Origin of the sequence: Noviherbaspirillum cavernae (assembly GCF_003590875.1) — a bacterium.
GTDB lineage: Bacteria > Pseudomonadota > Gammaproteobacteria > Burkholderiales > Burkholderiaceae_D > Noviherbaspirillum > Noviherbaspirillum cavernae.
Map to the genome: position 1 here is coordinate 185,987 of NZ_QYUN01000002.1, position 18,408 is coordinate 204,394.

At 61.5% G+C, this 18,408-nt stretch carries 19 protein-coding genes and 1 pseudogene; 4 read left to right on the plus strand and 16 right to left on the minus strand.

From position 1 onward, the window contains the following. The first annotated feature begins 61 nt into the window (after nucleotides 1-61). Genes D3870_RS00900 through D3870_RS00910 form a run of 3 tightly spaced genes read left to right on the plus strand, consistent with a single transcriptional unit; the run spans nucleotide 62 to nucleotide 3,341 of the window. Nucleotides 62-1,228 (plus strand): ABC transporter substrate-binding protein, encoded by a 1,167-nt coding sequence (locus tag D3870_RS00900; protein ID WP_119735895.1) that lies wholly within the window; start codon nucleotides 62-64, stop codon nucleotides 1,226-1,228. Beyond that, nucleotides 1,228-2,625: an amidase family protein gene (locus tag D3870_RS00905; RefSeq protein ID WP_119735897.1), complete on the plus strand. Its 1,398-nt coding sequence runs from the start codon at nucleotides 1,228-1,230 to the stop codon at nucleotides 2,623-2,625. Before D3870_RS00900 ends, D3870_RS00905 begins: the two co-directional genes overlap by 1 nt. Continuing rightward, nucleotides 2,622-3,341 (plus strand): type 1 glutamine amidotransferase, encoded by a 720-nt coding sequence (locus D3870_RS00910; RefSeq protein WP_119735899.1) that lies wholly within the window; start codon nucleotides 2,622-2,624, stop codon nucleotides 3,339-3,341. Before D3870_RS00905 ends, D3870_RS00910 begins: the two co-directional genes overlap by 4 nt. A 72-nt stretch (nucleotides 3,342-3,413) precedes the next feature. Here D3870_RS00910 and D3870_RS00915 read toward each other — a convergent pair. The 4 genes and pseudogenes from D3870_RS00915 to D3870_RS00925 all read right to left on the minus strand — a co-directional run. Then, nucleotides 3,414-3,578 (minus strand): annotated as a pseudogene (locus D3870_RS00915) (aspartate racemase); the annotation flags it as partial. A 20-nt stretch (nucleotides 3,579-3,598) separates the two neighbouring features. Continuing rightward, entirely contained in the window at nucleotides 3,599-4,774 is a 1,176-nt protein-coding gene (locus D3870_RS00920) for a pyridoxal phosphate-dependent aminotransferase (RefSeq protein ID WP_119735901.1), read from the minus strand. After that, on the minus strand, nucleotides 4,765-4,893 hold the full coding sequence (locus tag D3870_RS23000; protein WP_277986322.1) for a hypothetical protein: 129 nt from the start codon (nucleotides 4,891-4,893) through the stop codon (nucleotides 4,765-4,767). Before D3870_RS23000 ends, D3870_RS00920 begins: the two co-directional genes overlap by 10 nt. 13 nt (nucleotides 4,894-4,906) lie before the next feature. After that, the gene (locus D3870_RS00925; protein WP_119735903.1) at nucleotides 4,907-6,127 is read right to left on the minus strand and encodes an MFS transporter; all 1,221 of its coding nucleotides are present in this window, start codon (nucleotides 6,125-6,127) and stop codon (nucleotides 4,907-4,909) included. 232 nt (nucleotides 6,128-6,359) lie between these two features. Between D3870_RS00925 and D3870_RS00930 the strand changes: the two genes are divergently transcribed. Next, nucleotides 6,360-6,719, plus strand: a complete 360-nt coding sequence (locus D3870_RS00930) for a DUF1304 domain-containing protein (RefSeq protein ID WP_119735905.1) — start codon at nucleotides 6,360-6,362, stop codon at nucleotides 6,717-6,719. Nucleotides 6,720-6,740: 21 nt separating this feature from the next. Here D3870_RS00930 and D3870_RS00935 read toward each other — a convergent pair whose 3' ends face one another. The 12 genes from D3870_RS00935 to D3870_RS00990 all read right to left on the minus strand — a co-directional run bounded on the left by D3870_RS00935 (nucleotide 6,741) and on the right by D3870_RS00990 (nucleotide 18,301). Next, nucleotides 6,741-7,589, minus strand: a complete 849-nt coding sequence (locus tag D3870_RS00935; protein WP_119735907.1) for an alpha/beta fold hydrolase — start codon at nucleotides 7,587-7,589, stop codon at nucleotides 6,741-6,743. After that, complete coding sequence (locus D3870_RS00940; protein WP_119735908.1) at nucleotides 7,574-8,638, minus strand: branched-chain amino acid ABC transporter permease; 1,065 nt, start codon at nucleotides 8,636-8,638, stop codon at nucleotides 7,574-7,576. The genes D3870_RS00935 and D3870_RS00940 overlap by 16 nt, the downstream gene beginning before the upstream one ends. Further along, on the minus strand, nucleotides 8,635-9,657 hold the full coding sequence (locus tag D3870_RS00945; RefSeq protein WP_119741491.1) for a branched-chain amino acid ABC transporter permease: 1,023 nt from the start codon (nucleotides 9,655-9,657) through the stop codon (nucleotides 8,635-8,637). The genes D3870_RS00940 and D3870_RS00945 overlap by 4 nt, the downstream gene beginning before the upstream one ends. Nucleotides 9,658-9,667: 10 nt before the next feature. Further along, nucleotides 9,668-10,414, minus strand: coding sequence for an ABC transporter ATP-binding protein (locus tag D3870_RS00950; protein ID WP_119735910.1), 747 nt, complete (start codon nucleotides 10,412-10,414; stop codon nucleotides 9,668-9,670). Then, nucleotides 10,411-11,217: an ABC transporter ATP-binding protein gene (locus D3870_RS00955; protein WP_119735912.1), complete on the minus strand. Its 807-nt coding sequence runs from the start codon at nucleotides 11,215-11,217 to the stop codon at nucleotides 10,411-10,413. Before D3870_RS00955 ends, D3870_RS00950 begins: the two co-directional genes overlap by 4 nt. 315 nt (nucleotides 11,218-11,532) lie before the next feature. Continuing rightward, nucleotides 11,533-12,690 (minus strand): substrate-binding domain-containing protein, encoded by a 1,158-nt coding sequence (locus D3870_RS00960; protein ID WP_119735914.1) that lies wholly within the window; start codon nucleotides 12,688-12,690, stop codon nucleotides 11,533-11,535. Between the two features lie 384 nt (nucleotides 12,691-13,074). Further along, the gene (locus D3870_RS00965) at nucleotides 13,075-13,731 is read right to left on the minus strand and encodes a 2-hydroxychromene-2-carboxylate isomerase (protein WP_199710479.1); all 657 of its coding nucleotides are present in this window, start codon (nucleotides 13,729-13,731) and stop codon (nucleotides 13,075-13,077) included. Then, nucleotides 13,728-14,459, minus strand: coding sequence for an ABC transporter ATP-binding protein (locus tag D3870_RS00970; protein WP_119735916.1), 732 nt, complete (start codon nucleotides 14,457-14,459; stop codon nucleotides 13,728-13,730). The genes D3870_RS00965 and D3870_RS00970 overlap by 4 nt, the downstream gene beginning before the upstream one ends. Then, complete coding sequence (locus tag D3870_RS00975) at nucleotides 14,456-15,229, minus strand: ABC transporter ATP-binding protein (RefSeq protein ID WP_119735918.1); 774 nt, start codon at nucleotides 15,227-15,229, stop codon at nucleotides 14,456-14,458. Before D3870_RS00975 ends, D3870_RS00970 begins: the two co-directional genes overlap by 4 nt. After that, a complete protein-coding gene (locus tag D3870_RS00980) occupies nucleotides 15,226-16,191 on the minus strand; it encodes a branched-chain amino acid ABC transporter permease (RefSeq protein WP_119735920.1) in 966 nt (321 codons plus the stop codon). Before D3870_RS00980 ends, D3870_RS00975 begins: the two co-directional genes overlap by 4 nt. Further along, the gene (locus tag D3870_RS00985) at nucleotides 16,188-17,051 is read right to left on the minus strand and encodes a branched-chain amino acid ABC transporter permease (protein ID WP_119735922.1); all 864 of its coding nucleotides are present in this window, start codon (nucleotides 17,049-17,051) and stop codon (nucleotides 16,188-16,190) included. The genes D3870_RS00980 and D3870_RS00985 overlap by 4 nt, the downstream gene beginning before the upstream one ends. A 5-nt stretch (nucleotides 17,052-17,056) precedes the next feature. Then, nucleotides 17,057-18,301 carry an amino acid ABC transporter substrate-binding protein gene (locus D3870_RS00990; protein ID WP_119741495.1) on the minus strand — a complete coding sequence of 415 codons (1,245 nt, stop codon included), beginning with the start codon at nucleotides 18,299-18,301 and terminating at the stop codon, nucleotides 17,057-17,059. Nucleotides 18,302-18,408: the final 107 nt, after the last annotated feature.

The following is an 18,408-nucleotide window of genomic DNA, read 5'->3' on the forward strand; positions in this document are numbered from 1 at the left end:
ACAATTCGTTCCGGGCCGACGCCGGCCGCATGTCGTTCCAATTCATCGAGGAGAGAAACTCATGGCAAGTCGTTTCACACGCAACATCCGCCGCCTGCTGGTCACCGGCATGGCCGTTGCGATGCCCCTGGCCTACGCTGATGACACGATCAAGATTGGCGTCATTGCCGAAATGTCCGGCCCCTTCGCCGAGTTCGGCAAACAGATGGAAGCCGGCATCAAGATTTACCAGAAACAGTTCGGCGAATCGGTCGCCGGCAAGCGCGTGGAAGTGATCTACCGCGACGTTGGCGGCCCCAATCCTGACGTCGCCAAGCGCCTCGCGCAGGAACTGCTGGTGCGCGACAAGGTGCAGGTGCTGGCCGGCTTCGGCTTCACGCCCAACGCCTTGTCGGTGGCACCGATCGCCACCCAGGCCAAGGTGCCGATGGTGGTGATGAATGCCGCCGCCGCCGAGCTGACCGCGAAGTCGCCGTACATGGTGCGCACCTCGTTCACCTACCCCGACGTGGTGCCGCCGATTGCGCAATGGGCCGTCAAGCAGGGCTCGAAGAAGGCCTACGTGATCGTGGCCGACTATGCGCCAGGCCATGATGCCGAAGCTGCCTTCCTCGGCGCCTACAAGAAAGCCGGCGGCGAGATCGTCGGTAACGTGCGCGTGCCGATGGTGACCGTCGATTTTTCGCCCTACATCCAGCGCATCAAGGACGCCAAGCCCGATGTCGTGTTCGCCTTCGTCAACGCCGGCAGCGTCGCGCCCGCCTTCATCAAGGAATTTCGCGAGAAGGGCCTGCCCGAAGCCGGCATCAAGCTGATCGGCACCGGCGACATCGTCGATGAAGCGATCATCGACGTGATCGGCGACCGCGCGCTCGACATCGTCACGGTTTATCCCTACTCCATGCACCACAAGTCCGAGCTCAACGCGAAGTATGTGCGCGACTTCAAGACGCTGCGCGGCGCGAATGCGCGGCCGACCATCATGAGCGTGTCCGCCTACGACGGCATGGCCGCGATCTATGCGGCGCTGAAGAAGACCGGTGGCAAGGCCGACGGCAGCAGTCTGATCGAAGCCCTGAAGGGACTGCAGATCGAAAGCCCGCGCGGCATGATCGGCATCAGCGCACAGACGCGCGACATCGTGCAGGACGAGTACATCCGCCGCGTCGGCAAGGTGCAGGGCGTGCTTGCCAACGAGGAAATCGAAACCTGGAAGGCGGCGCACTGATGGCAACGCGCTCACCGTCCGGCGGCGTGCTGGCAATGGACATCGCGCAGCTGGCCGATGCCTACCGGCATGGCCGCCTGTCGCCGGTGGAAGTGATGCAGACTTTGCTCGACGAGATAGCGCGCGATGCACATGACGCGCAGGGCATCAACGCCTTCTGCCATCTCGATCCAGAGGCCGCGCTGGCTGTGGCACGCGCATCGGAACAGCGCTATCTCAAGGGCCTGCCCTGCGGCCCGCTGGATGGCGTGCCGGTGTCGATCAAGGACCTGGTCAACGTGGCCGGCTGGCCCACACGGCGCGGCTCGCTGTCTTCGGCCTGCGATCCGCCTGCCGCGCAGGACTCGCCTTCGACCGCGCTGCTGCGCGCGGCCGGAGCGGTGATCTTCGGCAAGACCACCACCACCGAGTTCGGCTGGACCATCGTCTCCGACAATCCGCACAGCGGCATCACGCGCAATCCGCACGACGTCACGCGCTCGGCGGGCGGTTCCAGCAGCGGTGCCGCCGCACAAGTCGCGATGGGATGGGGACCGCTGGCGCTGGGCAGCGATGCCGGCGGTTCGGTACGCATACCCGCATCATATTGCGGTGTGGTCGGCTTCAAGCCCACGTTCGGCGCGATTCCGCTCGCACCGCAAAGTGCCTTCGCCGAGTTCGCGCATCTGGGGCCGCTGACACGCAATGTGGCGGATTGCATCGCCGCGATGTCGGTGCTGTCGCAGCCCGACGCGCGCGATCCGTCGTCGCTGTACCCGCGTGCCGCTTCAATCGAGGCGCGACCGCTGCGCATCGGCTGGACGATGCGGCTGGATTCTGCGATGCCGCTCGACGCCGAGATCGCCGCCGTCTTCCAACGCTTGCTGTCACGGCTCGAAAGCAGCGGCTATCAACTGGAAGAAATCTTGCTGGATGCCGAAGGCGCCGCCTCGTCCATGTGGCAAATCTGGTGCTCGCGAGTGCATGAATCCTTCGACTCCTGGTCTGCGGACAAGCGCGCGCAACTTGATCCTCGCCTGCAACAGGTTTATGAAGCCGGGGCGGCGCAGGATGTTGCGCTACTCGGGCGCAGCCGCGCCCGCCTGCGCGAACTCGGCACGCGCGTTGCGCAAACTTTCAGCCAGATCGATGTGCTGCTCACACCCGCCACGCCAACAGTCGCGCCACCATTGGGAAGACTCGTGCCGGACGGTTCGGAAGCCGCCTCCGACTGGTTCGCCGCAAACGGCTATGCCTATCCCTTCAATCTCACGCAGCAACCGGCCTTGAGTCTGCCGCTCGGATTCAACTCGCAAGGGCTGCCCTTCGGCCTGCAAATCGCCGGCCGCAAGTACCAAGACAACCAGGTGCTGGCATTCGGCCGCGAACTGGAAAGCCTGATCGGAACGAGTCAATGAAACCCATCGCCGTATTCCAGCACACCGAAGTCGGCGCACCCGGCTCCGTCATCTCCATCCTCGAATCGCTCGGCAAGCGTTGCCGGGTAATCCGCATCGTCGACGGCGAGCCCGTGCCGGAGAACGCGGATGAATTCGGCGGCATGGTCTTCATGGGCGGCTACATGGGCGTGCACGACCCGCTGCCGTGGATCCCGCAGGAGCTTGCATTGATCCGCCAGGCCGATGCGCTCGACATCCCGGTCGCCGGCCACTGCCTCGGCAGTCAGCTGCTCGCACTCGCATTGGGCGGCTGCGTGCGCGCCAACCACCGCCGCGAAATCGGCTGGCAGCAGATCGTGACCGAAGACGGCGCACTCGCGGAAGAGTGGTGGGGCCAACCGTCCGGCACCGCGCTGCTCACCTTCCAGTGGCACGGCGACACCTTCGAGCCGCCCGCCGGCGCAGTCCGCATCGCCACCAGTCCGTACTGTGCCAACCAGGCCTTTGTCGTGCGCGGCCTGCACCTCGGGATGCAATCGCATTTCGAAATGACGCCGGAACTGGTGACGTTATCGCTGCAACGGAACGGCGCGCAACTGGAACGCGAATACGCGCAAGGCAATCCGGCGGTGACGTCGATGCAGGAAACACAGCGCGAGGTGCCGGCGCGCACGGCGCAGATGCGTACGGCGCTTGAACGGCTTTACAAGCGATGGGTTAAGGGCTGCAAGTGAGACGGGAGCCGGCGCATCGACGCCTTCGGTGACAGGGGAATGATTGCGTGCCGGCCGGCGCGCACATCATGCGCCTTGACACTGCATCGCTTCGACTTCGTGGAAGTTGATGGTCGGCATCAGGCTGCGCGCATTGTTGTGTCCGCCAAGCCGGCGCTTCATTTCCTGATTGATCGTGCGGTAATGCTCTGCTGACGATTCCCAACTCATGCCGCCGGTCAAGCCGATGGTTTCCATGGTTGGGCTCGATATGGCATTCAGCGACTGCGCAGAAACTGCGTCAAACGCTGCACGCCCTCATCGAGCCGCTCCAGCGAGCTGGCGAAGCACCAGCGAACATAACCTTCCCCTTCCGGCCCGAAGGCGCTGCCGGGCGCGAGGCCGAGTTTGGCTTCCACGACCAGCTGCTTGCACAGCGCAAGCGTGTCTTCGGCACCAGCGACGCGGAAGAAGCAGTACATCGCGCCTTTCGGTTTGGGTGAGGTGACGCCGGGCAGGGCGTTCAATCGTTCGTACAGGAAATCGCGCGCGGCTTGATAGCGTTCCACCGTGTGCGCGATGATTTCATTGCCGCGTTCGACGGCGACGATGCCGGCGCGTTGCACGAAACCGGGCGCGCACGAGGTGTTGTATTCGATCAGCTTGCCGAGGTCGCTCATCAGCGGCTGCGGCGCGACGATCCAGCCGAGCCGCCAGCCTGTCATCAGCCACGACTTGGAAAAGCTGTTGGTGGAGACGATGCGGTCGTCCGGCGTGGCCAGGTCGAGGAAGGACGGCGCGCAGGATGCCGTGCCGGGCTGCACGTCGTACACGAGGCGTTCGTACACATCGTCGGCCAGTATCCAGATGCCGTGCCTGCGGCAATGCGCGAGGATGATCTCCTGCTGTTCGCGCGTGATGACCCAGCCGGTGGGGTTGTTGGGCGAGTTGAGGAACACCGCCCTGGTGTCCGGCGTGAGCGCGTCGAGCAACTGCTGCACATCCAGTTCCCATGTCTGGCCGAATTGCAGCGGCACCTGCACGACTTGCGCGCCCAGTATCTTCGGAATCTCCAGCAGGTTCGGCCACAGCGGCGTGACGGCAACCACACGGTCGCCCGGATTGACGATCAGTTGCGCCACCAGCATCAGCGCGGAGACGCCGGACGAGGTCACGCCGACGCGGTTGACATCGACCGGACGATGCAATGCCGACACATACTGCGCAATCGCTTCGCGCAATGGCGAGATGCCGAGATTGGGCGTGTAGAACGTGTCGCCGCCATCGAGTGCTTCCTTCGCCGCATTGCGGATGAATTCCGGCGTGACTTCGTCCGGCTCGCCGAACCAGAAGGGCAGAACATCGGGCAGCCCGATGCCTGCATTGGCGACTTCGCGGATGCGCGATGCGCCGAGACTTTGCACGAGCGGACGGGCGGTCGGATTCAGAAGCATAGGACGATGCGGTTGGCGAGATCGACGATGAAGGAGGGGCGCAGGTAGCCGACAAACGCGAGCGCCAGTACCGCAACGAGCGCGGTACCCAGCAGCAGGCGAGTGATCAGTGGATGCATGATGTCTTGAGTGTTATGCCATCGCGGGCTGCGGCTGGCGCGCGATGGCCTTTTCATTGATCGGCAGGTTGACCAGCGCCGCGAAGATGCCGAGCGCGATCGTGATCATCCACACGGTGTTGTAGTTGCCCTGCTTTGTGAACAGGTAGCCGCCGAGCCACACGCCGAGGAAGCTGCCGACCTGGTGCGAAAAGAAGACGAAGCCCGACAGCATCGACAGATACTTGACGCCGAAGATGCCGGCGATCACGCCGTTGGTGAGCGGCACGGTGGACAGCCACAGCAGACCGATCGCGCAGGCGAACACGTAGACCGACCAAGAGGTGAGCGGTGCGAGCAGGAACAGCGAGATGACGATGGCGCGCGTGAAGTAGATGCCGGAGAGCAGATATCGCTTTGGAAATTTGCCGCCGAGCTTGCCGGCGTAGTAGGAACCGAAGATGTTGAACAGGCCGATCAGCGCCAGCGCCATCACTGCCACGTTCGGATCCATGATGCCCTTGTCCTTCAGATAGGCCGGCATGTGCACACCGATGAACACGACCTGGAAGCCGCACACGAAATAGCCGGCGACCAGCAGCAGGAAGGGGCGGTAGGCGAATGCCTCCCTGGTCGCTTCCCACACGCTTTGCTGCGGGCCGCTTGCCTTCGCTGCGGGTTGCTCGCGCAAGCCGAATGCCATCGGAATCATCACTACCACGGCCAGCGCGGCGAGCACGTAAAACGCATTCTGCCAGCCTGTGTGCGAAATCAGTTGCTGCTCGACCGGCATCATCACGAACTGGCCGAGCGAGCTGGCAGCGGAGGAAATGCCGAACGCCCATGAGCGCTTCGCTTCCGGTGCGGTGCGCCCGATGATGCCGCTGACTGCGCCAAACGCGGTGCAGGCGAGAGCTGCGCCAATCAGTATGCCGGACCCGACGACGAAGAGCGTGGGCTCGCTCACCAGTGCCATCCACAGCAATCCCGCCGCATACAGCAGTGCGCCGATGATCACGACGCGTGCCGTGCCGAAGCGGTCGGCGGCCATGCCGGCGAATGGTCCGAACGCGCCCCACATCAGATTCTGCAAGGCCATCGCGAGCGAGTAGGTTTCGCGTGTCCAGCCGTGCGCCTGCGACATCGGCTGCAGCCAGAAGCCGAAGCCGTGACGCACGCCCATGGCAATGGTGAGGACAAGACCGGCCGCGATCAGCACGGTTTTCAATTCGGGAGCGCGGGTAGCGGTGAGCATGACGGTAGCAACTTATTGTTAGAGGTAAGGGAAAACGAAAATCGAGTGTAGCGTAAAGCGAAAGAGCATGTGGCCCGCCGGTTTGGCCGGGCCAGTGACACTGATTCATTGTCATTTCCACCAAAGAAAACTATCTGCCGCCTCGTGGTTGCGGCACTTTGAAGTGCTCCAAATTGCATTTCCTATATGCTTTGGAAAATCTGTTTATCGAGAAATACAAAAAGGAGGCGTCATGCCAAATGCGGCAAAAATCCTGATCGGCCTCGTGCTGCTGATCCATGTATATATCGTGTTGCTCGAAACGGTCTTGTTTCGAACACGCGGACGCAAGGTATTTGGATTGAAAGCTGAACAGGTCGAGACGATGGCGCCGGCCATGTCGAATCAGGGCTGCTACAACGGCTTTCTGGTGGCGGCGCTCGCGCTCGGGCTGTTCCACCCGACGCCGGCCATTGCCAAGGCATTCACGCTGTTCGGCCTGATTTGCGTGGCGGTGGCGGGAATCTGGGGCGCGATCACCGTGCAGGCCAGAATACTGTTCGTGCAAACGGTGCCGGCAGTGCTGGCTCTGGTTGCGGTGTATCTGGCGTAGCAGGGAAGCGCCAGGCAGCCGCTACCGCGCCAGAAATGCCCGCACCAATTCAATCTGCGCCGGCACGTTCAAGGCCGGCGCATGGCCGCAGCCCGGGATCACGGCCAGCTGCGCCTTCGGCCCGCGCCGCGTCATTTCCTCCGTCGTCTCCTGCAGCAACAGATCGGAGTCCACGCCGCGCAGCACCAGCGTCGGCATGTCGAGCGCGTCGTACTCATCCCACAGGTCGTAATCGTTCGGATGCACGATGAACTGGCGCACCATCGCCGGATCGTAGTGCGGCGTGACCTTGCCGTTCGGCATGCGTCGCATCGAAGTCTCGGCCATGCGCCGCCATTGCGTATCGCTTTGCCAACCGTAGGGTTTGTACACGGTGCGCAGGAAGGCTTCGAGTTCGGTCACGGTGTCGAATTGCGGCGGGTTGCCGGCGTAGCTCTTGATGCGCTCGATCGCGACCGAAGCCAGCGACGGACCGTTGTCGTTGAGCACCAGATGGCTGATCCTTCCCTTGAGCGTGGTCGCGCCGGCCACGGTGCCGATCGCGCCACCCATCGAGGTGCCGACCCAGCGCATGCGCGTGATGCCGAGTTGATCGACCAGCGTCTGCGCGAGGCGCGCATAGAACGCGAGGCAGTATTCGCTGTCGGGATCGGGGCTCCATTGCGACAGGCCGCGTCCGATGGTGTCGGGGCAGATGATGCGGTAGCTGTCGGCCAGCGCGGCGGCGAGGTCGTCGAAATCGCGGCCGGTGCGCGCCAGCCCGTGCCACATGATCAGCGGCGGCGCATCCTTGTCGCCCCATTCGACGAAATGGATTTCGCGCTCGCAGCAGCGCAGGTAGTGCGAAGCGGGTGTCATCCTTGCCTCCATGTACGCAGCTTGCCGACGATGCCGGTCGGGAAGAAATAGACCGACAGCACGAACAGGATGCCGAGCCACAGCAGCCAGCGGTCCGGCGACAGGAATGCGGCGAGCAGCGGCACCGATTGCACCGCATTCGCGCCGAGCGCCATCAGGTCCTGCAGATAGCTTTGCGCGAGCAGGAAGATGGTCGCGCCGCAGATCGCGCCGTACATCGTGCCCATGCCGCCGATCACGACGATCAACAGGATGTCGACCATGATCTCGAACGACAACGAAGTGTCGGGTCCGTTGTAGCGCAGCCAGATCGCCAGCAGGCAGCCGGCCAGCGTCGCGAACACCGCTGCCAGCACGTTGGACAGCGTGCGGAACACGACGGTGCGATAGCCGATCGCTTCGGCGCGGAAATCGTTTTCGCGAATCGCCTGCAACACCCGGCCGAAGGGCGAGTTGACGATGCGCAGCATGGCGAGGAACAGCAGCGCGGCGCAGGCGAACACGAGGTAGTAGGTGATGAACCTGCCGTCGAGCGAGGCGCCGAGGAAGGGCGTGTCGCTCAGCTGGAACGAGGGCGCGAGCAGTTCCGGCAGCTTGAAGCTCAAGCCGTCTTCGCCGCCGGTGATCTCGGACAGTTGCGAGGCCAGCGTCTGGAATGCGGATGCGACCGCGAGCGTGATCATGGCGTAGAAGATCGCCCGCACGCGCAGCGAGAACAGGCCGATCACCAGCGACAGCACTAGCGACAATGCCACCGCGCCCAGCGCGCCGGTCAGCAGACTGCTCCAGCCCGGTCCCATGCGCGTACTGGCGATGGCGACGCCGTACGCGCCGATGCCGAAGAACATCGTGTGCGCGAACGACACGATGCCGGTATAGCCGAGCAGCAAATCGTAGCTGGCGACCAGCACGATGAAGATCAGGATCTTCGCCGCGACGTTGAGGGCTTTCGCGCCGGAAAACAGAAAGGGCGCAAAGGCGAGTCCGAGCACGATCACGGCGAGGATGAACGCGAGCACGCGGCTCTTCGGCAGGTCGTGGGAGAGGAGACGGGCGATCATCGATTGGTCACCGGATAGAGACCCTGCGGCCGCCACAACAGGATGGCGACCATCAGGAGGATGTTGGAAAAGAGCGCGATCTTGGGCGCAAGGAAGCCGGTGTAGTTCGCCAGCAAGCCGACCAGCAGCGCGCCGAGGAAGCAGCCGCCGGTGGAGCCGAGGCCGCCGATGATGATGATGATGAAGATCAGCACATTGACCTGCGCCCCCATCTGCGGGATGACGTTCTGCTGATACAGTCCCCACATCACGCCGCCCAGCCCCGCCAGCGCGGAGCCGGCGATGAAGACGCCGATGAACAGGCGCCTGATGCGGTAGCCGAGGCTCTCCACCATCTCGCGATCCTGCACGCCGGCACGGATCAGCAGGCCGAGCTTGGTGCGGTTCAGGACCAGCACCAGCGCGGCGAACACGGCGAGGCCGACCACGACTGCCGCGAGCCGGTATTTCTCGATGCCGGCGTCGCCCAGCCAGATCGAACCGCGCAAGGCCGTCGGCAGCGGCAGCGGGATTTGCTGCGGCCCCCACAGCACCTTGATCAATTCTTCGCCGATCACCATGCCGCCCATCGTGATCAGGATTTGTTTCAGATGCTGACCGTACACGACGCGCACCAGCACGCGTTCGAAGGCAAAGCCGAGCACGCCCGCAGCGAGCATCGCGGCGACCATGGCGATGCCGATCGCGGAGAGATTCTGCGCGAGGCTGTCGGCGGCAGTCCAGTCCGGCATCGCGCCCAGCACCGACACCGCGATGAAGGCGCCGAGCGCGATGAACACGCCGTGGCCGAAATTGAGCACGTCCATCAGGCCGAAGATCAATGTCAGTCCCGATGCGATGATGAACACGATCATGCCCATCGCCAGCCCGGCGGCGGTGAGCGTGACCCATGTGCCGGTGGAGCCGACGAAGGGCAGGGCGGCCAGTGCGAGCGCCGGCACCAGCAGGAGCGGCAGCCAGTCGATCTTCGGCAGCGCAAGCCTGGGCGCGGGTTGTGGCAGTGTGGTGGTCTGTTCCATCATTGGTCTCTCATTGGTGCGCGGTCAGGGACAGTCCGAGCAGACGTGTCTGCAGCGCCTCATCCTCGGCCAGTTCCGCCATCGATCCGCGATGGACTACCTTGCCGTCATCCATCACGGCAACCGTGTCGCCGAGTTGCCTGGCGAAGTTGAAGTTCTGTTCGACCAGCAGGATCGTGGTGTCGGTCTGTTTCAGTTCGCGGAAGGCCGCGATCATGTTCGCGATGATGGCCGGCGCAAGACCCTTGCTCGGCTCATCGATCAGCAGCAGCTTGCGCGGCTCGACGATGGCGCGCGACACGGCCAGCATCTGCTTCTGGCCGCCCGACAGCTTGCCGGCGGGATGCAGCCAGAACTTCTTGATCGCGGGGAACAGCGAGAAGATCCATTCGAGTCGCGTGGTATCGATATCCTCGATGCGGCGCGCGGAGCGTGCGGCGAGCAGCATGTTTTCCTTCACCGACAGGTCAGCGAAGATGCCCATGTTCTCCGGCACGTAGGCGATGCCGAGCGCGGCGACATCCGGCGTGCTTTTGCCGGTGAGGTCCTGGCCGTCGAAGCTGACGCGGCCCTGCGATGCCTGCCACAGACCCATGATGGTGCGCAGCGTGGTGGTCTTGCCCGCGCCGTTGCGGCCGAGCAGCATGGTGAGCTGGCCGCGCGGCACGTCGAGATCGACGCCGTGCAGGATGTGATAGGCGCCGATGTGCGTGTGCACGTCTTCCAGCGAGAGTAAGGGCGACAGTGGTGCATTCATGCGGCATCCTCCAGCGGAGCGAGGCCGAGATACGCCTGCTGCACGACGGGCGATGCGATCACCGTTTCGGGTTCGCCATCGGCCATCAATGTGCCGTTGTGCAAAACGATGATGCGATCGGCGAGTTCGCGCACCACATCCATCTTGTGCTCGACCAGCAGGATGGTCTTGTCGCGCCGCTGCTTGAGCGCGCGGATCAGGTCGAGGATTACCGGCACTTCATCGACGCTCATGCCGGCAGTCGGTTCGTCGAACATGTAGACCTCCGGGTCGAGCGCCATCAGTAGCGCCACTTCCAGCTTGCGCTGGTCGCCGTGCGGCAGCGCCGCCGCCTGCACATTGCTCTTGCCCGCGAGCGCGACGCTTTCCAGCAGTTCGACGCTGCGTTCGATCAAGGCGCGGTGATGGCTCCACACGTTCCACATGTCGAGTCCGACACGCTGCCGCGATTGCAATGCGAGGCGCACGTTTTCCATCACCGTCAGGTTCGGGAACAGGCTGGTCAGCTGGAAGGCGCGGCCCAGACCGGCATGCGTGCGCGCCGATGCGGGCAGCGCGGACAGGTCGCGGCCGTTCAGCAGCACCTGGCCTTCGCTTACCTTGAGTTGGCCGGAAATCAGGTTGAAATACGTGGTCTTGCCCGCGCCGTTCGGACCGACGATCGCGGTCAGCGTGCCGGGATGGAAGGCGCACGACACTGCATTGACGGCGACATGACCGCCGAAGCGGATCGTCAGGTCGCGGGTTTCAAGTGATGCGGCGCGAGTGGCATGGGGCGGCGCATCGGATTGTTGCAAGGGCATTGCCAATCTCCGCGATGGTGTAGAGCGTCTAACAAAATGATTCTGAGGGTGTTGCGCCGTCTTGCCGTACAGGTCGTACTGTCTGCGGCGACGCGTCTACTCAGAACCGCTTCGCTTCATTTTGTTAGACGCTCTTAGGTGGTGTTCAGGTAAATGCATCTGACAAAATCACCGTTGCTGCCATTGCGAGCGCAGCAAGGAATGACATCTTGCAGAAACGCCAGGCGGGATGGCCGGGACCGTGAGCCGACTCCCGTCATTCAGGCGTACGCTGGAATGACGGGAGTGGACGGATTCCCTGTCCAGAATCCGCGATCAGCGTTTGTTGCGGACCGGGATGTTCATCTCGTCCATCTTGATCTCGCGCACCAGTTCCGGCACGCCCCACGGGAACGCCGGATCGACCTTGATCTTGAAGTGGTACATCGATTGCAGCGCCTGATGGTCTTCCTTGCGGAAGGTCATCTTGCCCTTCGGCGTCTCGAAGCTCATGCCTTCCATCGTCGAGATCAGCTTTTCGGTATTGGTGTCGCCGCCCGTTTTCTTGAGTGCCTCGACGAGCGCGATGCCGGCCGACATGCCGCCTGCGGTGAAGAAGTCAGGCGGCGATTTGTAGCGTTTGTAATGCTCGGTCACCAGCCAGTTGTTGGCCGGATTCTTCGGAATGCCGAAGTAGTAGTAGGCCGCGCCTTCCATGCCGGGGAAGTTCTTGAAGGCCGTCATCGCCGGCAGGATGTTGCCGCCGGTCGCGATCTCGATGCCGTGGCGTTTCGGATCGAGGTCGGCGATCTTGAACGGATTGCCCGCGCCGGCCCAGATGATGAAGATGACCTTGCGGCCCGGCTTGTTCTTCAATGCGTCGAACAGGCGTTGCGCGCCGGCGGTGAAGTCGGTGGTGTTGGTCGGCAGGTATTCCTCGTGCACGACCTTCGCCTTCTTCAGCGCGTCCTTGAATGCCTTCACGCCGTCGCGGCCGAACGCGTAATCCTGCGCCAGCGTCGCGATCGTCACGCCGTCCTTGTCGAGCGCGACCGCGTTCGAGATCGCATCCTGCGACGAATTGCGGCCGGTGCGGAAGATGTAGCGGTTCCACTTTTCACCGGTGATCGCGTCGGCCACGGCCGGTTCGACCAGCAGGATCTTCTTGTACTCTTCCGCGATCGGCAGCATCGCCAGCGCGACGCCGGAACCGGTCGGACCGACCGCGATGTCGGCCTTGTCGTCGGCATACGCGGAGGCGAGCTGCGACTTCGCGACGTCGGGCTTGCCTTGCGTGTCCTTCTCGATCACGACCAGCTTGTTGCCGTTGACCTGCATCGTGCCGTTGGTCGCGTAATCGAGGCCCATCAGCAATCCGGCCTGGGTCTGCTTCGCATACGCTTCGAGCGCGCCGGTCTTGTCGTACACGTGCGCGATCTTGATGTCTTTGGCGTGGGCGCCAGCGGCGCAGCACAGGGCGGCGATCGCCGCCATCAGGTGGTGTCTCATCTCGTCTCTCCTCGGTTGGATGGTTTTATTCTGAAACCCGTGCCCCTGTTCGACGCGTTGCGCAGAACGACATGGAGCGAGGCTCCATCCAGATTAACCGAACTGATGCGATTGAGAAAGTAGTAAAAATACTACTGAACGCCAGCACGAAAAGTTTCCATTCATGCATGATTTTTTGAGCCCCGAATCACATCCGAAAACGGCTCGACGGACTGAGGGTTGGCGCAGTCAACACCAATGTGAGACCGCAAGCAGATGCGATCATCAATTGCACTGTGGGGGAGAATGTGCGGCGGCTGTTTCGCCGTGACAAGCGATGAGGTACACGTATCGCTGTCCCGATGGCGTGCCGTTGCGAGCGGGTGACGTTCAGGCCTTTTCGGCGGCGGCCACGATTGCCATTTCCAGCAATTCCAGACGATCTTGCCCCCAAAACGGTTCGCCTTCGAAGATGTAGAAGGGCGCGCCAAAGACATTGCGTTGCAAGGCTTCGGCCGTCAGCGCCTGTTCCTTGTCGTGCAGGACCGGATCGGCAGCAGCTGCCAGCAAGCCTTTTCCGTTCAAACCGTTCTTCTCCGCCAAATGGATCAGCGTGGCTTCGTCTTCGATATTCAGTGCGTCGGCCCATACCGCCTTCAATGCGGAATGCACGAAACCGTGTATCGATTGTTCATCGACAGCAGGGTCGCTCAATGCTGCCAGCAACATGCGGTGACCGAGCGTCGGCTGCGCGGGGTAGTAGCGCGGCTCGTTGTTCAACGGGATCTTGCGCATTCTGCTCCAGCGGGCCATTTCCGCCAGCCGATACGCCTGCCGCGCGGGCGAGCGTTCCTTTGGCGGTTTTCCTCCGGTGGCCGCAAAGACTTGATACAAATCCATGGGTTTGTAAACCACGTCGATATTGCGACGGGCGATCAACTCTTGAAACGGAAGGCTGCCGATATAAGACCACAGGGATATGAAGCTGAAATAGAACTCGACACGTGGACGGGGTTGTCCGTTTTGCGTCTGGACGGGGGCAATCACAATACTTCTCCCAGGTAAGCGGCATGGATAAGGGGATGCTGGCGCAAGCTGGACGACTCACCGCTCAGGCGTATGCTGCCCTGATCGAGCACCAGGCCATGGCGCGCCAACGACAACGCCACTTCCACATCCTGTTCCACGACAAGCAAGGTCGTGCCGCGTGCATTGATGCGGTGCATGGCGGCAATCAGTTCATCGACCACGCGCGGTGCCAGTCCGAGCGATAGTTCGTCGATCAGCAAGAGGCGCGGATTGGCCATCAAGCCACGACCGATCGCGCACATCTGCTGCTCGCCGCCGGAAAGCGTGGCTGCATCTTGATGGCGGCGTTCCGCCAGCCGAGGAAACAGCGAGTACACCTCGTCAATGGAACGCCGTATGGCGGCTTTGCCGTCGCGGCGCAAATAGGCACCGACCAGCAGGTTGTCCACGACGCTCAAGCCGGCGAACAGCCGCCGGCCTTCCGGAACATGAATCAAGCCTGCCGCGACGATGTGCTCGGGCGCGACTCCGCACAATTCCTCGCCATTGAATTGCACCTTGCCGACAGAGGGCTTGATTACCCCGGACAAGGTACGCAACAGTGTCGATTTGCCTGCTCCGTTGGAGCCGATGAGTGCGACCAGGTCGCCAACGTCAATGTCGAACGAGATGTCATTCAAAACCGCGATGTCGCCGTAGCCTGCGCCAAGGCCCTGCACGCTCAGTAACCTGGTTGCGCCGCTCATGCCCCCTCCGTTGTCGTGCTGCCAGCATGGTTTGCTTTCATGGCATAGCGTTCGCCGAAATAGGCGGAGATCACGGCAGCATCGCGCACGACTTCGCCTGGAGTCGTGTCGGCGATCAGCTTGCCCTGATGCAGAACAATGATGCGCTGGCAAACTTGCAGCACGAGCCGCATCAAATGTTCGGTCAGCAGGATCGTGACGCCGCGTGCCGCGATGGCGCGGATCAACGCGATGGCGCCATCCAGCTCATTTGGGTTAAGCCCGGCGTTGACTTCATCCAGCAGCAGCAGTTTTGGCTTCAACGCCAGCCCGCGCGCGAGTTCGAGGCGTTTGCGTCCGGCCAGCGAAAGTGTGCCGGCCGATTGCGCAGCCACCGCTTCCAGGCCGCAAAATTGCAAATGTTCGCGCGCCGCCTCGCGAGCGCTGGCGAAGGACGACGCGCCGCCGCCGAACAGTGCTGCGGCCGCCACGTTATCCAGTACCGACATGTGTGGAAACGGTTGCACAATCTGATAGGTCCGAGCGATGCCGGCGCGTGCGATGCGATGCGGCGGAAGACGCAGCAGATCTTTGCCTTCAAGGCGAATGCTGCCAGTCGTGGGACGCAGCACGCCGGTCATCAAATTGATCAGTGTTGTCTTGCCCGCGCCATTGGGGCCGATCAGACCGATCAGTTGTCCGGCCTTGATGTCGAGATTCAGCCCATCGATGGCGGTTACGCCGCCGAAATTGCGTGAGACGTTTTTCAGCTCCAGCAGGGAAGTGCTCATTGCAGCCCCCCTTTCCTGCGATGCACGACTCCGTGCCAGATGCTGATCACGCCGCCGGGCAGCCAGATCACCAGCAACACAATCAAGACGCCCAGCATGCCGCTGTGGAAGTTCAGAAGATTGCGCCATACCACTTCCTCGACGGCGACGAAACTGAGCGCACCGAGAAGTGGTCCGGCTAAAGTGCCTGCGCCGCCGAGCAGCGCCATGATAATGGGCTTGACCGACAGTCCGATGTCGAACACATCGGTTGGATCGATATAGTTCACCCATGAGGCATAAATCGCCCCAGCGATACCAGGAAAGACGCTCGACAAGGTGAATGCAATCACCTTGAATTTGCGAGCATTGATGCCCAGTGTGGCCGCAGCGGCTTCGTTTTGCGCGATGCAGTTCAACGCAAAGCCGATACGGCTGCGCACGACCAATATATTGGTGGCAAATGCAGCGAAGGCGCAGACAGTCATTGCGCCGAAATACATCTGCGCCTGATCCAGCACCGAGCCTTGCAACAGCGGCAGATTCAATCCCATGCCGCCGCCCGTCACGTTCGGCGCATTCAAGATGATTTCGCGCAACACTTCCGCGATGACGACTGTGGCGATGGCAAAGTAATGCCCCCGCAGATGCAGCAGAATCAGCCCAAGCACAGCGGCGAACAAACCTGTTCCTGCGCCAGCCGCGACTGCGGCGGACCCCAGCGACACTCCGGATATTTGCAGGATGCCGCCGATGTAGGCGCCCAGGCCAAAGAAAGCGGCGGTGGAAAAGGCGGGATAACCAGCAAGTCCACCGATCAAATTCCACGAATAGGCCAAGGCGACATACATCGCGAGCGTGGTCGCCAGGCGCAGGGAATAGGTGCTGCCATCACCGGTAATCAGACCGGAAGCGACCAGAACTGCGGCAACGATCGCAAGCGGAAGCGAGGCGGTGCGGGTGTATTGGAAAAAGCGTTTCATTCGAATCCTCGCTTGCCGAACATGCCGTTCGGCTTGAAGTACAACAGCGCAAGCAGGACGCAGAACGACACGGTGACCATGTATTGCGGACCAAACCAGGCAGATGCCAGACTTTCGATGAGTCCAAGTGCCAATCCTCCAGCGATGGCACCCGGCAAATTTCCCAAGCCTCCAAAGACGCAGATTGCAAACGATTTGCTGAGATAACCACCTGCCATCAGTGGCGAGATGGGAAAGATCGCTGCCAGCAGCGCGCCCGATATGCCTGCCAATGCCGCCGCGATGGCGAAGCTCAGGGCGTAGACATCATGGACACGAATTCCCATCAACGGTGCAGTGGCGATATCCGCCCGTACTGCGATGATGGCCCGCCCAAGGCGGGTCGATCGCAACAATATCCAGATCACGACAACGCACGCCAGCGAGATTGCCGTGGCGATCAATCGGTCGACGGGAATCAGCACCGATCCGATCTCGATAATCGGTAACGGCGGATCGAACGAGATTTTTCGGTAGTCGGCTTGAAACAGCGAAATCATGCTGTCGTTGAGAATCAGGTCCAGACCGAAGGTCAGCGATAACGTGATGAGCACGGGCTTGCCGATCACGCGATTGATCGACACTCTTTGTATGACATAGCCAAACACGAAAGTCGCAAGCCCGACAGGGACCGCTATCACGAAAGGATTCAGGCCGTACTGTGCATGGGCGAAGTACGCCAGATAAGCGCCCAACACGATGAGCGAGCCATGCAGGATGTTGATGATGTTAAGCACGCCCCAGACCAGTGAAAAGCCGGCGGCGATGCAGCTATAAAGCCCCCCGAGCAGGAGGCCGTTTGTGATGATTTGCCAGTACATGCTGCTCAACGCGTACCGAGTTGGAAATCGGCAGTCTTCACCTCAGAGGGATACACCACGGCGACCTTGCGATTCTGGATCTGGAATACCGGCGGCGTGTAAGAGTTGGCAATTCCCGTTGCGTCGAAACTGAGCGGGCCGAAGAAGGTGGCAAAGTTGCCTTGCCTTAATGCAGCGCGTACTTTTTCATGATCGATGCTGCCGGCGCGCTCGATGGCGAGTTGAAGCAACACGCCAACGCCGGCGCCGGATGCTTGCGTGAAATCCGGATCGGCTTTGTATTTGTCGCGGAACAGTTTGACGAAGCGTTCCGTCGAACCGAAGAGATCATTGGATTTGTAACGCAACACGGAATGGAACCAGCTTGCGGTAGTCACGTTTTCTGCGAGGTCGCCCGATGCCGCTGCCCATTCCTGATAGGCCGGACCATTGATCATCGTGAGCGCCGGCGTCGTTACCTTCTGATCGGCGAGCTGCTTGCGTACGAGAATCAGGTCGTTGATATAGCCGGTCACGATGACCCAATCAGGCTTGCTGTTGCGAAGTTGGCTGATGGCTGCTGCGTGATCCAGCGTGCCGATTGGGTAGCGTTCGAAATAGACGACTTCGAAGCCGCGTTTCCTGGCTGACTTTTCGAATTCATTGGCCAGCGACAGCGGATATAAATCGTTGCGCGCCAGGATGGCAACGCGGCGAATTTGCGGACCTTTCGCGCGCACCAAGGTGGCGATCGGTTCGCTGAGCGTGCTGTTGTCGGTGTAAATGCCGAACAGATTCTTGTAGCCCTGATTGAATACCTCATTCGAGGATGCCGACGATGCAATCATCGGTGTACCGTATTTTTCGGCAACCGAGCTGACTGCCTTCGTCGCTCCGGAGCCGAATGGCGAGAAGAGAAAATTGACCTTGTCTTCGACGATCATTTTCTCTGCCAATTGCACGGCACGCGGCGTGTTGGATTGGTAGTCGCCGAATACGAGTTCAACCTTGCGGCGCTGATTGCCGACCTTGATGCCGCCGTGGGCATTCACTTGTTCCAGCCACAAGTCGTAGCCCTGTCGCAGCTTGGTTCCTTCCGGCGACAAAGCGCCTGTTACCGGAAGCGGCGCGCCGATGCGAATCACATCGTCCGCAGCAGAAGCCGCACCTTGATGGCCCGTTAGTGTGGCGGTAATAAGGAAAGCGCCAGAGGCTTTCAGCAGAGTACGGCGCGAAAGAGATAGAAGAGGGAGAGGTGCGATGGTTTTCATTGCATTCATGGGAGAGATGAAGAATCTCGCATTGTTTCAAAGCCATGTCGCAAGGGAAACGAAGCTTTTTAACTTAACTTATCCACTTTTTGAATGCCGTTGTCTTT